Source organism: Halomonas nitroreducens (assembly GCF_003966155.1).
In the GTDB taxonomy this organism is placed as follows: Bacteria; Pseudomonadota; Gammaproteobacteria; order Pseudomonadales; family Halomonadaceae; genus Halomonas; species Halomonas nitroreducens.
Window position 1 is genome coordinate 161,273 of record NZ_RXNS01000006.1, and the last position, 15,035, is coordinate 176,307.

Annotated in this window: 17 protein-coding genes; 3 read left to right on the top strand and 14 right to left on the bottom strand. The window is 69.0% G+C overall.

The annotated features are described in order from the left end of the window. Positions 1-16: 16 nt before the first annotated feature. On the bottom strand, positions 17-871 hold the full coding sequence (locus tag EKG36_RS08190) for a hypothetical protein (protein ID WP_126482921.1): 855 nt from the start codon (positions 869-871) through the stop codon (positions 17-19). 272 nt (positions 872-1,143) lie between these two features. Between EKG36_RS08190 and EKG36_RS08195 the strand changes: the two genes are divergently transcribed. Continuing rightward, a complete protein-coding gene (locus EKG36_RS08195) occupies positions 1,144-1,722 on the top strand; it encodes a superoxide dismutase (protein WP_126482924.1) in 579 nt (192 codons plus the stop codon). A gap of 106 nt (positions 1,723-1,828) precedes the next feature. Here EKG36_RS08195 and EKG36_RS08200 read toward each other — a convergent pair whose 3' ends face one another. Both EKG36_RS08200 and galU read right to left on the bottom strand, forming a co-directional pair. After that, the gene (locus EKG36_RS08200; protein WP_126482926.1) at positions 1,829-3,118 is read right to left on the bottom strand and encodes a nucleotide sugar dehydrogenase; all 1,290 of its coding nucleotides are present in this window, start codon (positions 3,116-3,118) and stop codon (positions 1,829-1,831) included. Between the two features lie 3 nt (positions 3,119-3,121). Continuing rightward, entirely contained in the window at positions 3,122-4,012 is an 891-nt protein-coding gene (galU, locus tag EKG36_RS08205) for a UTP--glucose-1-phosphate uridylyltransferase GalU (protein WP_126482928.1), read from the bottom strand. A gap of 146 nt (positions 4,013-4,158) precedes the next feature. Here galU and ubiG point away from each other — a divergent pair, with 146 nt between their 5' ends. Beyond that, positions 4,159-4,884, top strand: coding sequence for a bifunctional 2-polyprenyl-6-hydroxyphenol methylase/3-demethylubiquinol 3-O-methyltransferase UbiG (ubiG, locus tag EKG36_RS08210; RefSeq protein WP_126482930.1), 726 nt, complete (start codon positions 4,159-4,161; stop codon positions 4,882-4,884). Beyond that, the gene (locus EKG36_RS08215; protein WP_126482932.1) at positions 4,881-5,543 is read left to right on the top strand and encodes an HAD-IA family hydrolase; all 663 of its coding nucleotides are present in this window, start codon (positions 4,881-4,883) and stop codon (positions 5,541-5,543) included. Before ubiG ends, EKG36_RS08215 begins: the two co-directional genes overlap by 4 nt. 156 nt (positions 5,544-5,699) lie before the next feature. Here the strand turns inward: EKG36_RS08215 and EKG36_RS08220 are convergent, their stop codons facing one another. The 11 genes from EKG36_RS08220 to EKG36_RS08270 all read right to left on the bottom strand — a co-directional run bounded on the left by EKG36_RS08220 (position 5,700) and on the right by EKG36_RS08270 (position 14,963). After that, on the bottom strand, positions 5,700-6,461 hold the full coding sequence (locus EKG36_RS08220) for a YciK family oxidoreductase (RefSeq protein WP_126482934.1): 762 nt from the start codon (positions 6,459-6,461) through the stop codon (positions 5,700-5,702). 10 nt (positions 6,462-6,471) lie between these two features. Then, positions 6,472-7,299, bottom strand: coding sequence for a tol-pal system protein YbgF (gene ybgF / locus EKG36_RS08225; RefSeq protein ID WP_126482936.1), 828 nt, complete (start codon positions 7,297-7,299; stop codon positions 6,472-6,474). Positions 7,300-7,335: 36 nt separating this feature from the next. After that, entirely contained in the window at positions 7,336-7,854 is a 519-nt protein-coding gene (gene pal / locus EKG36_RS08230; protein WP_126482938.1) for a peptidoglycan-associated lipoprotein Pal, read from the bottom strand. Positions 7,855-7,877: 23 nt separating this feature from the next. Next, the gene (tolB, locus tag EKG36_RS08235) at positions 7,878-9,167 is read right to left on the bottom strand and encodes a Tol-Pal system beta propeller repeat protein TolB (RefSeq protein WP_126482940.1); all 1,290 of its coding nucleotides are present in this window, start codon (positions 9,165-9,167) and stop codon (positions 7,878-7,880) included. After that, on the bottom strand, positions 9,167-10,402 hold the full coding sequence (gene tolA / locus EKG36_RS08240; protein WP_126482942.1) for a cell envelope integrity protein TolA: 1,236 nt from the start codon (positions 10,400-10,402) through the stop codon (positions 9,167-9,169). Before tolA ends, tolB begins: the two co-directional genes overlap by 1 nt. 9 nt (positions 10,403-10,411) lie before the next feature. Then, positions 10,412-10,852: a protein TolR gene (tolR, locus tag EKG36_RS08245; protein ID WP_126482944.1), complete on the bottom strand. Its 441-nt coding sequence runs from the start codon at positions 10,850-10,852 to the stop codon at positions 10,412-10,414. A gap of 12 nt (positions 10,853-10,864) precedes the next feature. Next, positions 10,865-11,542, bottom strand: a complete 678-nt coding sequence (gene tolQ / locus EKG36_RS08250) for a protein TolQ (protein WP_185827516.1) — start codon at positions 11,540-11,542, stop codon at positions 10,865-10,867. Positions 11,543-11,592: 50 nt separating this feature from the next. Further along, a complete protein-coding gene (ruvB, locus tag EKG36_RS08255) occupies positions 11,593-12,612 on the bottom strand; it encodes a Holliday junction branch migration DNA helicase RuvB (RefSeq protein WP_126482948.1) in 1,020 nt (339 codons plus the stop codon). 49 nt (positions 12,613-12,661) lie between these two features. Next, positions 12,662-13,276, bottom strand: a complete 615-nt coding sequence (gene ruvA, locus EKG36_RS08260) for a Holliday junction branch migration protein RuvA (RefSeq protein WP_126482950.1) — start codon at positions 13,274-13,276, stop codon at positions 12,662-12,664. Positions 13,277-13,409: 133 nt separating this feature from the next. Next, positions 13,410-13,952, bottom strand: coding sequence for a crossover junction endodeoxyribonuclease RuvC (gene ruvC / locus EKG36_RS08265; protein ID WP_126482952.1), 543 nt, complete (start codon positions 13,950-13,952; stop codon positions 13,410-13,412). A gap of 258 nt (positions 13,953-14,210) precedes the next feature. Further along, on the bottom strand, positions 14,211-14,963 hold the full coding sequence (locus EKG36_RS08270; protein WP_126482954.1) for a YebC/PmpR family DNA-binding transcriptional regulator: 753 nt from the start codon (positions 14,961-14,963) through the stop codon (positions 14,211-14,213). Between the last annotated feature and the right edge of the window lie 72 nt (positions 14,964-15,035).

A 15,035-nucleotide genomic window follows, 5' to 3' on the forward strand; every position in this document is an offset into this window, starting at 1 on the left:
CCTGGCGGACGTCCTGTCACTCCCGGAGGGCCTCGAGCTGGGCATTCAGGGCCAGCTGGGACTGGCGAAGCTCGCGAAGCTCGGTCTGCATGTCGGCCAGGCGCGCCTCCAGCGAGGCCACCCGACCCTGGGCATCATCGCCTGCCCCCGTCAGGGCTTCAACCTCATCGGCGAGGGCCGTGGTGCGCTCCTCCAGGGCCGACAGGCGAGTGGCGGCAGCGTCGGCATGCTCCTCGAGTCGTGCCTGGAGCCCGGCCAGGCGCGCCCGCGTGGCCTGGCGATCCGCTTCCAGGCTTGCCAGGCGTGACCGGGAGGCGTCCCGGCCCTCCGCGACGGTCGCCAGGCGTTCGCGCAGGGCCGCACGGCCCTCCTGCCCGGCGCGTTCCAGGGCGTCCAGGGAGGTGCGAACGGCCTCGAGGGTCGTGCCGCGCACCTCGCCATCCTCCTCGAGGGTGGCGAGGCGCGCTTCGAGATCCGATAGCGCCTCGGCCAGCGGGGCCAGGCGCTCCTCCTCCCAGGCCGCGAGCCGGGACTCGCGACGCTCGTCGAGACGCTCCTCCAGGCCTTGCAGGCTGGCGAGGCGCTGCTGGATCGCCTCGAGCGCCTCGCCCCTCCCTGCCTGGGTATCGAAGCGGGCATGCACGTTGGAAACCTCGCCGCCCAGCTGGGCGAGGCGCTGCTCGAATCGCTGCCGCTCCATCCACCCCGCCGCGGCCAGGGCGGCCAGGGCCAGTACCAGCAGCAGGATCAACAGCCACAGGGGCCAGAGGCGGGCAGGCGACGGGGCGGGATGCCGATGGCCGGACAGGCTGGCATCGGGGTCCGGAACGATCGGTCGGGGGAACCGGCTGTCTTCCGGGCGCTCTGCCATGACATTCTCCTTGCTCAGTGCGGTGACGGCTTCCGGCCGGCCTATCGGGTCGACGCTACCACAAGTCCGAGCGCAACGATCGGAATTGGCGGGCCCAGACCCGGGTGATATGATGCCGTGAGGACTGGCACAGCATGCTGATAGTGTAAGGTTTTTTATCGACGGAGCGAACGGGGCACGGCCAACGAAGGCCGACGAGACCTTGAATCTCCGTCGAGCAACACCACATCATGGGTCGCCGACCCACAACGCTGACGACGAGGAGAACCGAAATGGCATTCGAACTGCCCGCACTGCCGTATGAGAAGAACGCGCTGGAACCGCACATCTCCGCCGAGACCCTCGAATACCACTACGGCAAGCACCACCAGACCTACGTCAACAAGCTCAACGAGCTGACCGACGGCACCGAAAACGCCAACAAGTCCCTCGAAGAGATCATCAAGACCTCCTCCGGCGGGCTGTTCAACCAGGCGGCTCAGGTCTGGAACCACACCTTCTACTGGCACTGCCTGTCACCCAACGGTGGCGGTGAGCCGAGCGGCGCCCTGGCCGACGCCATCAACGCCAAGTTCGGCTCCTTCGACAAGTTCAAGGAGACCTTCAACACCCAGGCCGCGGGCAACTTCGGCTCCGGCTGGACCTGGCTGATCAAGACCGACGACGGCGGTGTCGACATCGTCAACACCAGCAACGCCGACACCCCGGTGGCCCACGGCCAGACGCCGCTGATGACCATCGACGTGTGGGAGCATGCCTACTACATCGACTATCGCAATGCGCGTCCGAAGTACCTGGAAAACATCTGGAACCTGATCAACTGGGACTTCGTCGCCCAGAACTTCAGCTGATCCGGCGTCGCCGTGCCTGAGCCGGCACGGCGCTCCCCTGCAACGCGAACGGCCCCGCCAATATGGCGGGGCCGTTCGCGTTGCGCCCGTCGAGGGCCGTGACGGCTCAGGGGTCCGCGCGGCGGCCGATCCCGCGGTAGTGCAGGCCCATGGAGGCCACGTGGCCCGGGTCGTAGATATTGCGCCCGTCCAGCAGCAGGCGACCGCTCAGCTGCCCCGCCAGGCGCGGCCAGTCGGGGTTCCAGTAGGCCTTCCACTCGGTTACCAGCATCAGGGCATCGGCGCCCTCGCTGGCCTCGAAGGGGTCGCCGTCGAACAGCTCGAGCAGCGGATGCTCGCCGAGACGCTCGCGCAGGGCGCCGACGGCCGCCGGGTCGTGCAACCGGACGCGCACCCCCTGGGCCCAGAGGGCCCGCAGCAGGGTCAGTACCGGGGCGTGGTCGATGCGTGCCGTGCCCGGCTTGAAGGCCGCCCCCCAGATCGCCACCACCCGGCCCTCCAGCCGACCGTGAAAGTGCGCCCAGAGCTTGCGGAACAGCGTCTCCTTCTTGTGCTCGTTGATGTCGACGACCTGGTCGAGCAGGGCCGAGTGCCGGCCGCTGGCCGACTGCACGTCGGCCAGGCGCATCAGGTCCCGGGAGAAGTTGGGGCCACCGAAGCCACAGCCGGGATACAGGTACTCGTACCCGATGCGGGTATCCGCGCCCATCCCCTGCCGGACATGCTCGACATCCACGCCGAGGGAATCCGCCAGGCCGGCAATCTCGTTCATGTAGCTGATGCGGGTGGCCAGCATGCCATTGATGGCCAGCTTGGTCAGCTCCGCCGCCCGGCGCGGCATCCGCTGGAAGACCTCACGACGACGATTGAAGGCACGCAGAAGCTCGCGCACCTGTTGCTCGGCGGCATCGTCGTCGCAGCCCAGCAGCCAGCGAGACGGCCGGGTGAAGGCCTCCCAGGCGCGGCCCTCCTCGAGCAGGTCGGCCAGGGCCACCGCATGGCGGCCGCCGAAGCCGGCTTCCAGCTGGTCGGTGTCGCCGACCGGAAAGGTCGAGTTGTTGACCAGCACCGCCTCGGACGACAGCGCGGCACTCGCCTGGGCCACCGCGTCGGCAGCGTCGCCGCGCTGCTCCGGCGACAGGGCCAGCCACAGCACGTCGAACGCGGCGCCCTCATCGGGGAACTCGTCCGCTGCGAGGATACGCAGGTGCCCCGTGGCCCTGGCCTCCTCGAGGCGGTCCTTGAGCTGCGGCTCGCTGGTCAGCCAGCCGCTCGCCGTCAGGGTGTCCCAGTCCTCGCTGGCATGGGGCCGCCAGACCACGCTGTGCCCGACCCAGGACAGGGCCGCCGCCGCCGTGGCCGCAGCGAGTTCACTGCCGTGCACCAGTACACGCATGGCTCAGTCCTCGTCGCTGTAGCGGCTCAGCAGCTCGCGGAAGCCCTGGCCATAGCGTGGATGGCGGCGTCCATAGGCGAGAATGGCCTCCAGGTAGCCAAGCTGATGGCCACAGTCATAGGTGCGCCCGCGCATGCGCCAGGCATCCACGCCCTCTTCGCGGCGCAGGGTCTCGATGGCATCGGTCAGCTGGATCTCGTTGCCGGCCCCGGGCGGGGTCTCGGCGAGCAGCGGGAAGATGCGCCCCGGCAGCACATAGCGCCCGATCACCGCCAGGTTGGAGGGTGCCTCCTCCACCGCCGGCTTCTCGACGACGCCGGCCAGCGGGCAGTAGCCACCCGGCGCGGGCGGCTCGCCCTCGGGGGCGACGATGCCGTACTTGTGGACCAGCTCGTGGGGAACTTCCTCCACCATCAGCTGGCTGTGGCCGGTCTGCTCGAAGGCCTCGAGCATGCCCGCCAGGTCGTTGCGCTCGAGGCCGGTATCGTCGACCAGCACGTCGGGCAGCAGCACGGCGAAGGGCTCGTTATCGCCGATCACGGGGCGCGCGCAGAGCACCGCGTGGCCGAGCCCCAGGGGCTCGGCCTGGCGGACGCTGATGATATTGACGTCGTCGGGCACGATCGAGCGGAGCTCCTCGAGCAGCTCGTCCTTGCCCTTGGCCTCGAGACTGGCCTCGAGCTCGAAATGCTTGTCGAAATGGTTCTCGATGGCGCTCTTGCTGCCATGCGTCACCAGCACGATGTCGCGGATGCCGGCCTCGATGGCCTCCTGCACCACATACTGGATCACCGGTCGATCGACGATGGTGATCATTTCCTTGGGGATCGCCTTCGAGGCGGGCAGGCAGCGAGTACCGAAGCCGGCGACGGGCAGAACAGCCTTGCGGATCATGGTGCGGTCCCTGTCTTCTGAGTGCCGAATGGTTCCCGGGCCAGGACAATGGGAATGCGGTCCCGGGAATGCGTAGAATAGGCATGATACCGAACGAGGCCGAGCCTGCCAGCGTGGCAGAGCGGCGACACCTACGGAGATGATAGATGACGGCAAGTCACTCGCAACCGGGCAATGTCGACCAGGCGGAGATCGCCAAGTTCGAGGCCCTGGCCGACCGCTGGTGGGACAAGGACGGCGAGTTCAAGCCGCTGCACGACATCAACCCCCTGCGTCTCGACTTCATCGATGCGCGCTCGGGGCTGGCGGGACGCCGGGTGATCGACGTGGGCTGCGGCGGGGGCATCCTCGCCGAGGCCATGGCCCATCGCGGGGCCACGGTCACTGGCATCGACCTGGGCGAGGCGCCCCTGGCCGTGGCCCGCCTGCATGCCGCGGAGGCCGGCGTGGAGGTGGACTACCGGTGCGTCAGCGTGGAGGCGATGGCCGAGGCCCATCCCGGTGCCTTCGAGGTGGTGACCTGCCTGGAGATGCTCGAGCACGTCCCCGATCCGGCTTCGGTGGTGCGTGCCTGTGCCCGCCTGGTCAAGCCGGGCGGCCAGGTGTTCTTCTCGACCCTGAACCGCAATCCCAAGGCCTACGCCCTGGCGGTGGTGGGGGCCGAATACCTGCTGCGCATGCTGCCGCGCGGCACCCATGACTACGCCAAGTTCATCCGGCCCTCGGAGCTCGCCGGCTGGTGCCGCGCGGCCGGGCTCGAGGTATGCGAGCAGAGTGGCCTGAGCTTCCACCCGCTGACCCGTCGCTATCACCTGTCGGCGACCGATGTCTCGGTGAACTACCTGATGCACTGTCGCCGGGAGACGACATGACCCCGCTTCGCCCCGCGGCCCTGCTGTTCGACCTCGACGGCACCCTGGTGGATACCGCCCCCGACCTGGCCCGGGCCACCAACGCCCTGCGTGCCCATCACGGCCTGCCGGCCCTGCCCTACCCGCTGATCCGTGCCCAGGTCTCCAACGGCGGCAGCGCGCTGGTGACCCTGGCGCTCGGACTCGACAAGGCGCACCCCGAGCACCAGGCGGCTCGCGACTTCCTGCTGGCGGCCTACGGGGAGGCGGTGGCCGTGGACAGCCGCATCTTCCCGCCCCTCGAACGCCTGCTGGCGCACTGGAGCGGCGCCGGACACCCCTGGGGCATCGTCACCAACAAGCCCCGCGCCTACGCCGCCCCGCTGGTCCACGAGCTCGGCCTGGTGCCGGGGACATTGCTTTGCGCCGATGACCTGCCGGTCAAGAAGCCCGATCCGGCCCCCCTCCACGAGGCCGCCCGCCATCTGGCCGTCGCCGCCCCGGCCTGCTGGTACATCGGTGACCATGTCCGCGACATGCAGGCCGCCCGGGCCGCCGGCATGACCGCCGTGGCGGTGGGCTATGGCTATCTCGAGGAAGAGGACGACTACCGGCAGTGGCCCGCCGACCTGTGGTTCGACACCGCCGAGGCCCTCACCGAGGCCCTGCTCCTGTCCTGATCGCGGGTCAGGCAGCGCGAGACAACGCCACGGGCCTCCCCTCTGGGAGGCCCGTGGCATTATCGCCCTGGCAATGTCCTTGCCGGTCAGCGAGGCCGAACGCCGGCTGGCCAGGACCGGGGGGCACAGGAGCGCAGAATGGCGTCCGACAGACTGCTAGGACACTGCGGGCTGGGCATCGAACTTCTCGCCATTGTGCCCGCGACTGTCGGGTCCCATCAGCCACAGGTAGGTCGGCATGATGGCCTCCGGGGTGCGCAGGGTCATCGGGTCCTCCGCCGGATAGGCGGTCTTGCGCATGGCGGTGCGGGTGGCGCCGGGATTGAGGCTGTTCACCCTCAGGCTGCCCAGGTGCTCGACCTCGTCGGCCAGCACCTCGACAAAGCCCTCGGTGGCGAACTTCGATACCGCATAGGCCCCCCAGTAGGCGCGGCCGCGACGCCCCACGGACGAGGAGGTGAAGATCACCGAAGCATCCTTGGAGGCCGTCAGCAACGGCAACAGCGCCTGGGTCATCCAGATCGGGCCGTTGATGTTGACCTGCATCACCTGCTCCCAGAGCTCGGGATTGTACTGCTCGAAGGGGGTGATGCGACCCAGCAGGCCGGCGTTGTGCAGGATGCCGTCCAGGCGACCGAACTCCTTGTCCAGGGTCTCGGCCATGTCATGGAAGTCCTTGAGGCTGGCCCCTTCGAAGTTGAGGGGGAAAATCGCCGGCTGCGGCAGGCCCTCGGCCTCGATCTCGTCGTAGACCGCTTCCAGCTTGGCGATGGTCCGTCCCAGCAGGATCACCGTGGCGCCATGGCGGGCGAAGCTCAGCGCGGCGGTCCGCCCGATGCCGTCGCCGGCCCCGGTCACCAGGATCACTCGATCGGCGAGCAGGTCGCCGGACGGCAGGTAATCGATCTTGCAGCGCATCACGGCTCCTCTAGTTGCCCGACTGGCGCAGGAAGTCGCCGGCGAGGCTGGCGGCATTGCTGTCCGGGTATTGGTCACGGACCCTCTCGAGCAGCTCACGGCTGGCATCCGGTTCGCCCTGGCGCGCCTTGAGCAGGCCCAGCTTGTAGAGGGCATCGGGGACCTTGCTGCTCTCGGGGAAGTCATCCAGCACGTGGCGGAAGGCCGTCTCGGCCGGCTCCAGCTCCGAGGCCGCGGAATGCAGCTCGCCCAGCCAGTAGTAGGCATTGCCGGTCAGCCGGCTGTCGGGGTGCTCCGCGACGAAGGCCTCGAAGGCCTGGGTGGCCGCGGCGAACTCGCGTGCCTGGACCTTGGCGAAGGCGGCCTGATAGGCCGAGCGGGCCGCGGCATCGCCGCCGCCAGTGCCGGATTCCGGCCGCTGCTCGGTCCGACCGGCCGAGCTGCCCTCCCCGGCTGCCTCGTCGAGCCCCTGCTGCTGGCCACGACTGCCACCGGCCGACATGGCGGGCCCGCCCGAGGACAGGCGGTCCTCGATATCCATGTACTGCTGGCGGGTCTGTCGACGCAGCTGCTCGAGCTGATAACGCAGCTCTTCCACCTGGCCGCGCAGCTGGCGAAGCTCTTCCTGGTTGCGCTGCACCTCGTTGAACAGCAGCAGGCGCCCTCCCGCCTCCTCGCGGGTGGTTGCCTGCTCATAGAAGCTGCCACCGCCCCGGGAACTCCCGGAGCCGCCGGAGAGGTCCTCCACCACCGGCTGCTGGGCCAGGGCAGGCACCGCCAGGACCAGCGGGAGCCCGAGGGCCCCCGCCTTGCACAGTCGTTTCAGCCCCTGTGTCATCGCTTGCTCCCTGTCGAGTTGAAGCCGGGCTCAGGCTCAGTAGGCGAAGACGACCCGGCGGTTCTGAGCGTAGGCTTCCTCATTGCCACCACGGGCCGCCGGGCGCTCCTCGCCGTAGCTGACGACCTCCACCTGGGAGGGTGAGACGCCCTGGACGCTCAGGAAGCGTTCCACGGCACCGGCACGGCGCTCGCCCAGCGCGAGGTTGTACTCGCGGGTACCGCGCTCGTCGGTGTGGCCCTGCAGCACCACGCTGGCATCCGGGTTGCCACGCAGGAACTGGGCGTGGGCCTCGAGCACGGACTGGAACTCGGGACGGATGGCGTCGCTGTCATAGGCGAAATAGATGGTGCGCACCTCGGGGATCCGCGCACCGGCCATCTGGTCGGCGCCTTGGCCAAGACCGCTGCCACTCACCTGACCGCTGCCGGCGCCATTGCCGCCCGCAATGCCATCCATGGATCCTTCCTGGGTACCGCCACCGCTGGAACAGCCGGCCATGACGGCCAGGGACACGGCGACGGCCAGAGAGCGGACATAGGGCTTGAGTTGCATCGTAAGACTCCTTGCGTGATACATCAGTTCAGGAACGGTGACCAGGCGGGTTCGCGCACGTCACCCTGGGCCGCGGGCAGGCGGAAGGACGCGCGTCCATCCGCGGTCACGGCTCCCAGCACACCATTGCCTCCCTGCTGGGTGGCGAAGATTACCATGGTGCCGTTGGGCGCGACACTGGGCGATTCTGACTGGCCGCTCTCGCTCAGCTCGACGAGACGCCCGCTGTCGAGATCCTGACGGGCCACCTGGTAGCCGTTGCCGCCGCGATGGATCAGGAAGATGGACTCGCCGTCCGGGCCGAAGCGCCCCCGGGCATTGTAGTTGCCGGTGAAGGTCAGGCGCTCGGCGCCGCCGCCGCCCAATGCATGACGATAGATCTGCGGGCCGCCGCTGCGGTCCGAGGTGTAGATCAGGCTATCGCCGTCCGGCGCCCAGGCGGGCTCGGTCTCGATGCTTTGGCTGTTGGTGAGCCGCTCGAGGTTGCGCGAGCCGATATCCATGACATAGATGTCCGGCTGACCATCCTTGGACAGCGCCATGGCCAGGCGTCGGCCGTCGGGTGACCAGGCCGGCGCGCTGTTGAGGCCCTCGAACGAGGTGACCTGGGCGCGACGCCCGCTGGCCACCTCCTGCACGTAGATCGCCGGCCGACCGGACTCGAAGGAGACATAGGCCAGCTTGCCCCCATCCGGCGACCAGTCCGGCGACATGATCGGTTCATCGGAGCTCAGCACCTGCTTGCTGTTGCGCCCGTCGGCATCGGCGACGAACAGCTGGTAGGACGTCTGCTCGCCCACCCCCTGGGAGGTGACATAGGCGATGCGGGTCGAGAAGGCACCGCGAATGCCGGTGATCTCCTCGAAGATCTTGTCGCTGATGCGGTGTGCCGCGGCGCGCAGCTGGCTGTCATTGGCGGTCAGCACCTCGCCGAGCAGTCGCGACTGGCCGTTGACGTCCATCAGCTCGTAGCGGACCTCGACCCGGCCGGCCTGGTGGCTGACCCGCCCGACCACCAGGTAGCGGGTATCCAGGGCCTGCCAGTCACCGAACTTGACCTCGTCACCGCTCGAGGGGGTGGCGAACATGGCGTCCCGCTCGAGGGGGTCGAAGTAGCCGCTGCGCTTCAGGTCGTCGGCGACGACCTGGGCCAGGTCGACGGGCAGCTGGCCGCCGTCGGCGGCGAAGGGCACCACGGCGATGGGCGTGGCCCGCTCGTTGCCGCGGGTAATGTCGATGGTCAGATCGGACTGGACGAGCGGCGCGCAGAACAGCAGCACGGCCGCCAGCCAGGTGGTCATCAAGGCTCTCATCAGCGGATATCCCCCGGTTGGAATCTGAGGTTGAATTCTCGGTACTGGCGCTGCACCGATGAAGGTAGCTCACGCAGCTCGGCGAAGGGAGCCGCGGCCCTGACCGCCTGGAGGGCCGACCGGTCGAAGGCGCTGTCACCGCTGCTGCGCCCGATGCTGGCGGCGAACAGTTCCCCGGAGGGGCCGAGCCGCACGCGGATCTCGGCGGTGGCATTGCCGGTCACGTTGGGCGGTATCGCCCAGGCCTGCTCGACGGCCTGCCGCACCAGGTTGATGAAGCCATTGGCGGCCTCCTGAGCCTGAGCGCTGTTGGCCACGCTCTCCGACTCGCCGGCGATGGCCTGGTCCAGTCCCTGCTGAGCGGCCTCTGCCGCCCGGCGAGCGGCTTCTTCCCGGCGACGTTGCTCCTCGGCCTCGCGCTGACGCCGGGCCTCTTCCTCGGCCTGGCGCTGGCGTTCCGCTTCGGCCTCCCGGCGACGCTGCTCCTCGGCCTCGCGCTGGCGCCGGGCTTCTTCCTCGGCCTGGCGCTGGCGTTCCGCTTCGGCCTCCCGGCGGCGCTGCTCCTCGGCCTCGCGCTGGCGCCGGGCCTTTTCCTCGGCCTGGCGCTGGCGTTCCGCCTCGGCCTCACGCTGGCGCCGAGCCTCTTCTTCGGCCTCGCGCTGGCGTTCCGCCTCGGCCTCACGCTGACGCCGGGCCTCTTCCTCGGCCTGGCGCTGGCGTTCGGCCTCGCGTTCCTCGCGTAGCTTGGCCTGGTGCTCGGCCTCGGCGGCGCGCCGCTGCGCCTCTTCGGCGGCCTGCTCCGCCGCCTGACGGGCGGCTTCCCGCGCCTCGGCTTCGGCCGCTTCCTCGGCCTGCTCCGCCGCCTGACGGGCGGCTTCCCGCGCCTCGGCTTCGGCCGCTTCCTCGGCCTGCTCCGCCGCCTGACGGGCGGCTTCCCGCGCCTCGGCTTCGGCCGCTTCCTCGGCCTGCTTGGCTGCCGCTTCCTCGGCCTGCTTGGCTGCCTCTTCCTCGGCCTGCTTGGCCGCCTGGGCCGCGGCCTTGGCTTCCTCGGCGCGCTGGGCCCGGTCGGTGGCGGTCTCGGTGCTGACCAGGGTGGCCTGCACGATGGCCCGATTCGGCGGCTCCTCCTCGGCCGCGGGAAAGCGGATCACGCTGACCACCAGGATCCCCAGGTGCAGGGCGATGGCGAGCAGCAGCGGCAGACCATAGCCCACGCGTCGTTGGTGTCTGGCCATGGGCTCTCCTCAGGCGTCCCCGGGGGGCGGTTCGGAGATCAGCCCGACGTTGTCGACGCCGGCGGTCTGCAGGGTGCTCATCAAGGTGACCACTTCCCCGTAGGAGACATTGCGGTCTCCGCGAACCAGCACCGGCGTGCCGGGCTGGCGCTCGAGCAGGATGATCACCCGCTGGCTCAGCTCGTCCAGGCTCACCTCGGTGGTGTCGCTGCCCAGGGTGATGGACAGCTGGCCCTCGCGATCCACCGAGACGACGATCGGGTCGCGCTCCTCGGTCTCCTCGATGGGTTCGGAAGCGACCTGGGGCAGGTCGACCTGGACGCCCTGGGTCAGCATCGGCGCGGTGATCATGAAGATCACCAGCAGCACCAGCATGACGTCGATGAACGGGACCACATTGATCTCGTTCATCGGCTTGCGCCGACCCATGCGATTGAAGGGTCCGTGCATGGCGTGTCTCCCTCAGCCGGCAGCGGCGTCGCCGCGACCCTGCAGGTTACGGTGCAGGATGGAATGGAACTCCTCGGCGAAGTCCTCGTACTTGCCCAGCAGCCGCGAAGACTCTGAGGAGAGCCGGTTGTAGAAGATCACCGCGGGAATCGCGGCGAACAGGCCCATGGCAGTGGCGATCAGCGCCTCGGCGATCCAGGGCGCGACGGTGGCCAGGGTCGCCTGCTGGGCCATGGACAGCGACTGGAAGGAGCCCATGATCCCCCAGACGGTGCCGAACAGCCCGATATAGGGACTCGACGAGGCGACCGTGGCGAGGAAGACCAGGTGCAGGTTGAGGCGGTCCTCCTCCCGGGACCAGGCAACGCGCATGCTGCGCTGGACGCCGTCGAGGATCGCCTGGGGGCTGCGGGTCTTGGGCAGCAGGCGATTGAACTCGCGAAAGCCGGCGCGAAAGATGTGCTCGGCGCCCAGGGTCTCCTGCTCGGAGGGCGTCTCGCGGTACAGCTCGTTGAGGTCGACCCCGGACCAGAAGCGGTCCTCGAAGTGGCGATGGGCCTTGCGGGCGCGGCGCATCACGAAGGTGCGCTGGAAGATCACTACCCAGGAGAGCAGCGAACCCAGCAGCAGCAGCAGCATCACCGCCTGGACCACGCCGCTGGCGTTGATGATCAGGTGGGGAATGGACATGGCGTCGTTCACGGGATTCCTCGTCTCGTCGATCGTGACTGGGTGAGTCGTTAGGGGGTCGGGGCCCGGTCGTCCGGGGCCAGGCCGAAGTGCTGCCAGGCCTGGCGGGTCACCACCCGACCGCGGGCGGTGCGCATCATCAGTCCCTGCTGGATCAGGTAAGGCTCGATGACGTCCTCGATGGTGTCGCGCTCCTCGCCGATGGCGGCGGCCAGGGAGTCGACGCCCACCGGCCCGCCGTCGAACTTCTCGATCATCGCCAGCAGCAGGCGACGGTCCATGTGGTCCAGCCCATGGTGGTCCACGTGGAGCATGTTGAGGGCCTGGTCGGCGATCTCGGCGTCGACGTGTCCGGCACCGCGCACCTCGGCGAAGTCGCGCACCCGGCGCAGCAGGCGATTGGCGATACGCGGGGTGCCCCGTGAGCGTCGTGCCACCTCGCGGGCACCGCCCGTGTCGGTCTCGACGCCGAGCAGCCGGGCCGAGCGGGCGACGATCTCGGTGAGCTCCTCGATGCTGTAGAACTCCAGGCGCTGGACGATGCCGAAGCGATCCCGCAGTGGCGAGGTCAGCAGGCCGGCGCGGGTGGTGGCGCCGACCAGCGTGAAGGGCGGCAGGTCGAGCTTGATCGATCGCGCCGCCGGCCCCTCGCCGATCACGATGTCGAGCTGGAAATCCTCCATGGCGGGATAGAGGATCTCCTCGACCACCGCCGACAGGCGGTGGATCTCGTCGATGAACAGCACGTCGCCGGGCTGCAGGTTGGTGAGCATGGCGGCGAGGTCCCCGGCGCGCTCGAGCACCGGGCCGGACGTCGACTTGAGCCCGACGCCCATCTCGGTGGCGATGATGTTGGCCAGCGTGGTCTTGCCCAGGCCCGGCGGCCCGAAGACCAGGGTATGGTCGAGGCTCTCCTCGCGGCCGCGGGCGGCGCTGATGAAGATGTCCAGCTGCTCGCGGACGCGGGGCTGCCCAATGTAGTCGTGGAGGTGCTTGGGGCGGATGGCGTGGTCGAGGTTACCCTCGCCCTCGCGGGTGTCGGCAGCGATCAAGCGGTCAGTCTCCAGCATGCTGGTCCTCCGCTGGGATCCGGAATTGCAGGGGTGGCCGGGACATGGTCTAGCCCGCCATGCGGCGCGCCAAGGCCGCCTTGATCATTGCCTCGGTGCTGCCCTCTTCCTCGAGGCCGGCCAGCATGCGCGTGGCCTCGGCAGGCTTGTAGCCCAGGCTGACCAACGCCGCCTCGGCATCGGCCTGCGGATCCTGGCGTCTCGCCGCCGGCGACGCTGGGGTCCCGGCCTCGGCGGTCGAGGGCTCGGCGCCTCCCTCCCAGTGGGGAAAGCGATCGCGCATCTCCACGATCAGGCGCTCGGCGGTCTTCTTGCCGACGCCGGGCAGGCGGGTCAGCGCCTTGACGTCGTCATCCATCACGCAACGGATGAAGGCATCCTCGTCCATGCCCGAGAGGATCGCCAGAGCCAGCTTGGGGCCGATGCCATTCACCCGGATCAGGGCCCGGAACAGGGCCCGTTCCTGTTCCCGGGCGAACCCGTAGAGCAGGTGGGCATCATCACGCACCGTGAGGTGGGTATACAACGCCACCTCCTCGCCGAGACCCGGCAGGGCCACCAGGGTCGTCATCGACGCCTCGAGCTCATAGCCGATGCCGGCCACGTCTACCACCAGCCAGGGGGGCTGTTTCTCCAGCAGGGTGCCACGCAGGCGTCCGATCATGGTATGTCACTGTCCTTGGTCAAGAATCCAGCGCGGCGGGGCGCGTCGCGCTCACTATACTGGTCCCCCCCGCGGCATGCCAGTCCAGGCAAACGGCGTTCGATAACGGCCACCCGTCGCCTTTCAGAGACGGTCAGGAGGGCCGGTAGTCCCGCCAGCTATGGCCCTTGCGAGACCGCTTGCTGCCGCCGAAGCTGCCCTGGGTGATCAGGCCCCGCCGCGCATGGGCGTGGGTCAGGGCGATCGCCAGAGCGTCGGCCGCATCGGCCTGGGGGGGCCCCGAGAGGCCGAGGATAGCGGTGACCATGTGCTGGACCTGGGCCTTGTCCGCCGCGCCGCCCCCGGTCACCGCCTGCTTGATCTGCCGCGGGCCGTACTCGCTCACCGGCAGGCCATGGTTGGCGGCGCAGACGATGGCGGTGCCCCGGGCCTGGCCGAGCTTGAGCGCCGAATCGGCATTCTTCGACATGAACACCTGCTCGATGGCGAACTCACCGGGGCCATGCAGGCCGATCACCTCGCTGACCCCCGCATAGACCTGGGCCAGGCGCTGGGCCAGGTCGTCGCCCCGGGTGCGGATGCAGCCACTGGCCACGTAGCGCGGGCTGGACGCGCTGACATCCAGCACCCCGTAGCCGGTGACCCGCGACCCGGGATCGATGCCCAGGATCAGCATCGGCCCCGCTCCGTCGTCCGGGAGAGGTCGCCAACGGCCGTCAACGGCCGGTCCGCCGGGGTGCCCCGCTCACTCCTCCCGCGCCTCCATGATGGCATCGCAGGCCAGTCAAGCGTGCATTGGTGGCGATGCTCACTCCTCCAGTGCCTCCATGATGGCATCGGAGGCCGGTCATGCGTGCATTGGTGGATATGCTCACTCCTCCAGTGCCTCCATGATGGCAGCGCAGGCCAGTCAAGCGTGCATTGGTGGCTATGCTCACTCCTCCAGTGCCTCCATGATGGCATCGGAGAAGTCCGCATTGGTGTAAACATTCTGCACATCGTCCAAGTCCTCGAGCATATCCACCAGCTTGATGATACGCCGCCCGAGCTCGGCGTCGTCGATGGAGGCGTAGTTGTCGGGATACAGCCCGACATCGCTGGCGTCGGGCTCGATGCCCGCCGCGACCAGGGCGTCCTTGACGGCGCCGAAGGCCTGGGGGGTGGTGACCACTTCCAGGCGGCCGTCGTCCAGGGCCTCGATGTCCTCGGGTTCGGCGGCCAGGGTCGCCTCCATGGCGGCCTCCTCGCTGACGCCCTGCGGCAGGGTCAGGCGCCCCTGCTTGTGGAACATGAAGGCCACCGAGCCGGAGGTCCCCAGGTTGCCGCCATGCTTGTTGAAGGCATGTCGCACCGCGGAGACAGTGCGATTGCGATTATCGGTCATCGCCTCCACCAGCACGGCCACGCCCTCGGGACCGTAGCCTTCGTAGACGACCTCTTCCATGTCGTCGCCGTCGGTGTTGCCGGCGCCCCGGTCCACGGCCCGCTGGATGGTGTCCTTGGTCATGTTGTTGGCCAGCGCCTTGTCGATGGCGGCGCGCAGGCGAGGATTGTCGTCGGGCTCGCCGCCGCCCTGGCGGGCGGCCACGCTCAGCTCGCGGATCAGCTTGCTGAAGATCTTGCCTCGCTTGGCGTCCTGGGCGGCCTTGCGATGCTTGATGTTGGCCCATTTGCTGTGGCCTGCCATGTCACGTCTCCTCGGAACGCCCCGCTGACCTGCTGCGCCCGGCGCGTGGCGCAGGGCCAAGCCCGGGGCGTC

Bases quoted from the DNA above. Each gene is read 5' to 3' on its own strand.
- tolA (WP_126482942.1), bottom strand. From the start codon at position 10,402: ATGGCCAGACACCAACGACGCGTGGGCTATGGTCTGCCGCTGCTGCTC.
- ruvA (WP_126482950.1), bottom strand. From the start codon at position 13,276: ATGATCGGACGCCTGCGTGGCACCCTGCTGGAGAAACAGCCCCCCTGG.
- EKG36_RS08270 (WP_126482954.1), bottom strand. From the start codon at position 14,963: ATGGCAGGCCACAGCAAATGGGCCAACATCAAGCATCGCAAGGCCGCC.
- ruvB (WP_126482948.1), bottom strand. From the start codon at position 12,612: ATGCTGGAGACTGACCGCTTGATCGCTGCCGACACCCGCGAGGGCGAG.
- ruvC (WP_126482952.1), bottom strand. From the start codon at position 13,952: ATGCTGATCCTGGGCATCGATCCCGGGTCGCGGGTCACCGGCTACGGG.
- EKG36_RS08200 (WP_126482926.1), bottom strand. From the start codon at position 3,118: ATGCGTGTACTGGTGCACGGCAGTGAACTCGCTGCGGCCACGGCGGCG.
- EKG36_RS08215 (WP_126482932.1), top strand. From the start codon at position 4,881: ATGACCCCGCTTCGCCCCGCGGCCCTGCTGTTCGACCTCGACGGCACC.
- tolB (WP_126482940.1), bottom strand. From the start codon at position 9,167: ATGAGAGCCTTGATGACCACCTGGCTGGCGGCCGTGCTGCTGTTCTGC.
- galU (WP_126482928.1), bottom strand. From the start codon at position 4,012: ATGATCCGCAAGGCTGTTCTGCCCGTCGCCGGCTTCGGTACTCGCTGC.
- EKG36_RS08195 (WP_126482924.1), top strand. From the start codon at position 1,144: ATGGCATTCGAACTGCCCGCACTGCCGTATGAGAAGAACGCGCTGGAA.
- pal (WP_126482938.1), bottom strand. From the start codon at position 7,854: ATGCAACTCAAGCCCTATGTCCGCTCTCTGGCCGTCGCCGTGTCCCTG.
- EKG36_RS08220 (WP_126482934.1), bottom strand. From the start codon at position 6,461: ATGCGCTGCAAGATCGATTACCTGCCGTCCGGCGACCTGCTCGCCGAT.
- tolR (WP_126482944.1), bottom strand. From the start codon at position 10,852: ATGCACGGACCCTTCAATCGCATGGGTCGGCGCAAGCCGATGAACGAG.
- ybgF (WP_126482936.1), bottom strand. From the start codon at position 7,299: ATGACACAGGGGCTGAAACGACTGTGCAAGGCGGGGGCCCTCGGGCTC.
- tolQ (WP_185827516.1), bottom strand. From the start codon at position 11,542: ATGTCCATTCCCCACCTGATCATCAACGCCAGCGGCGTGGTCCAGGCG.
- EKG36_RS08190 (WP_126482921.1), bottom strand. From the start codon at position 871: ATGGCAGAGCGCCCGGAAGACAGCCGGTTCCCCCGACCGATCGTTCCG.
- ubiG (WP_126482930.1), top strand. From the start codon at position 4,159: ATGACGGCAAGTCACTCGCAACCGGGCAATGTCGACCAGGCGGAGATC.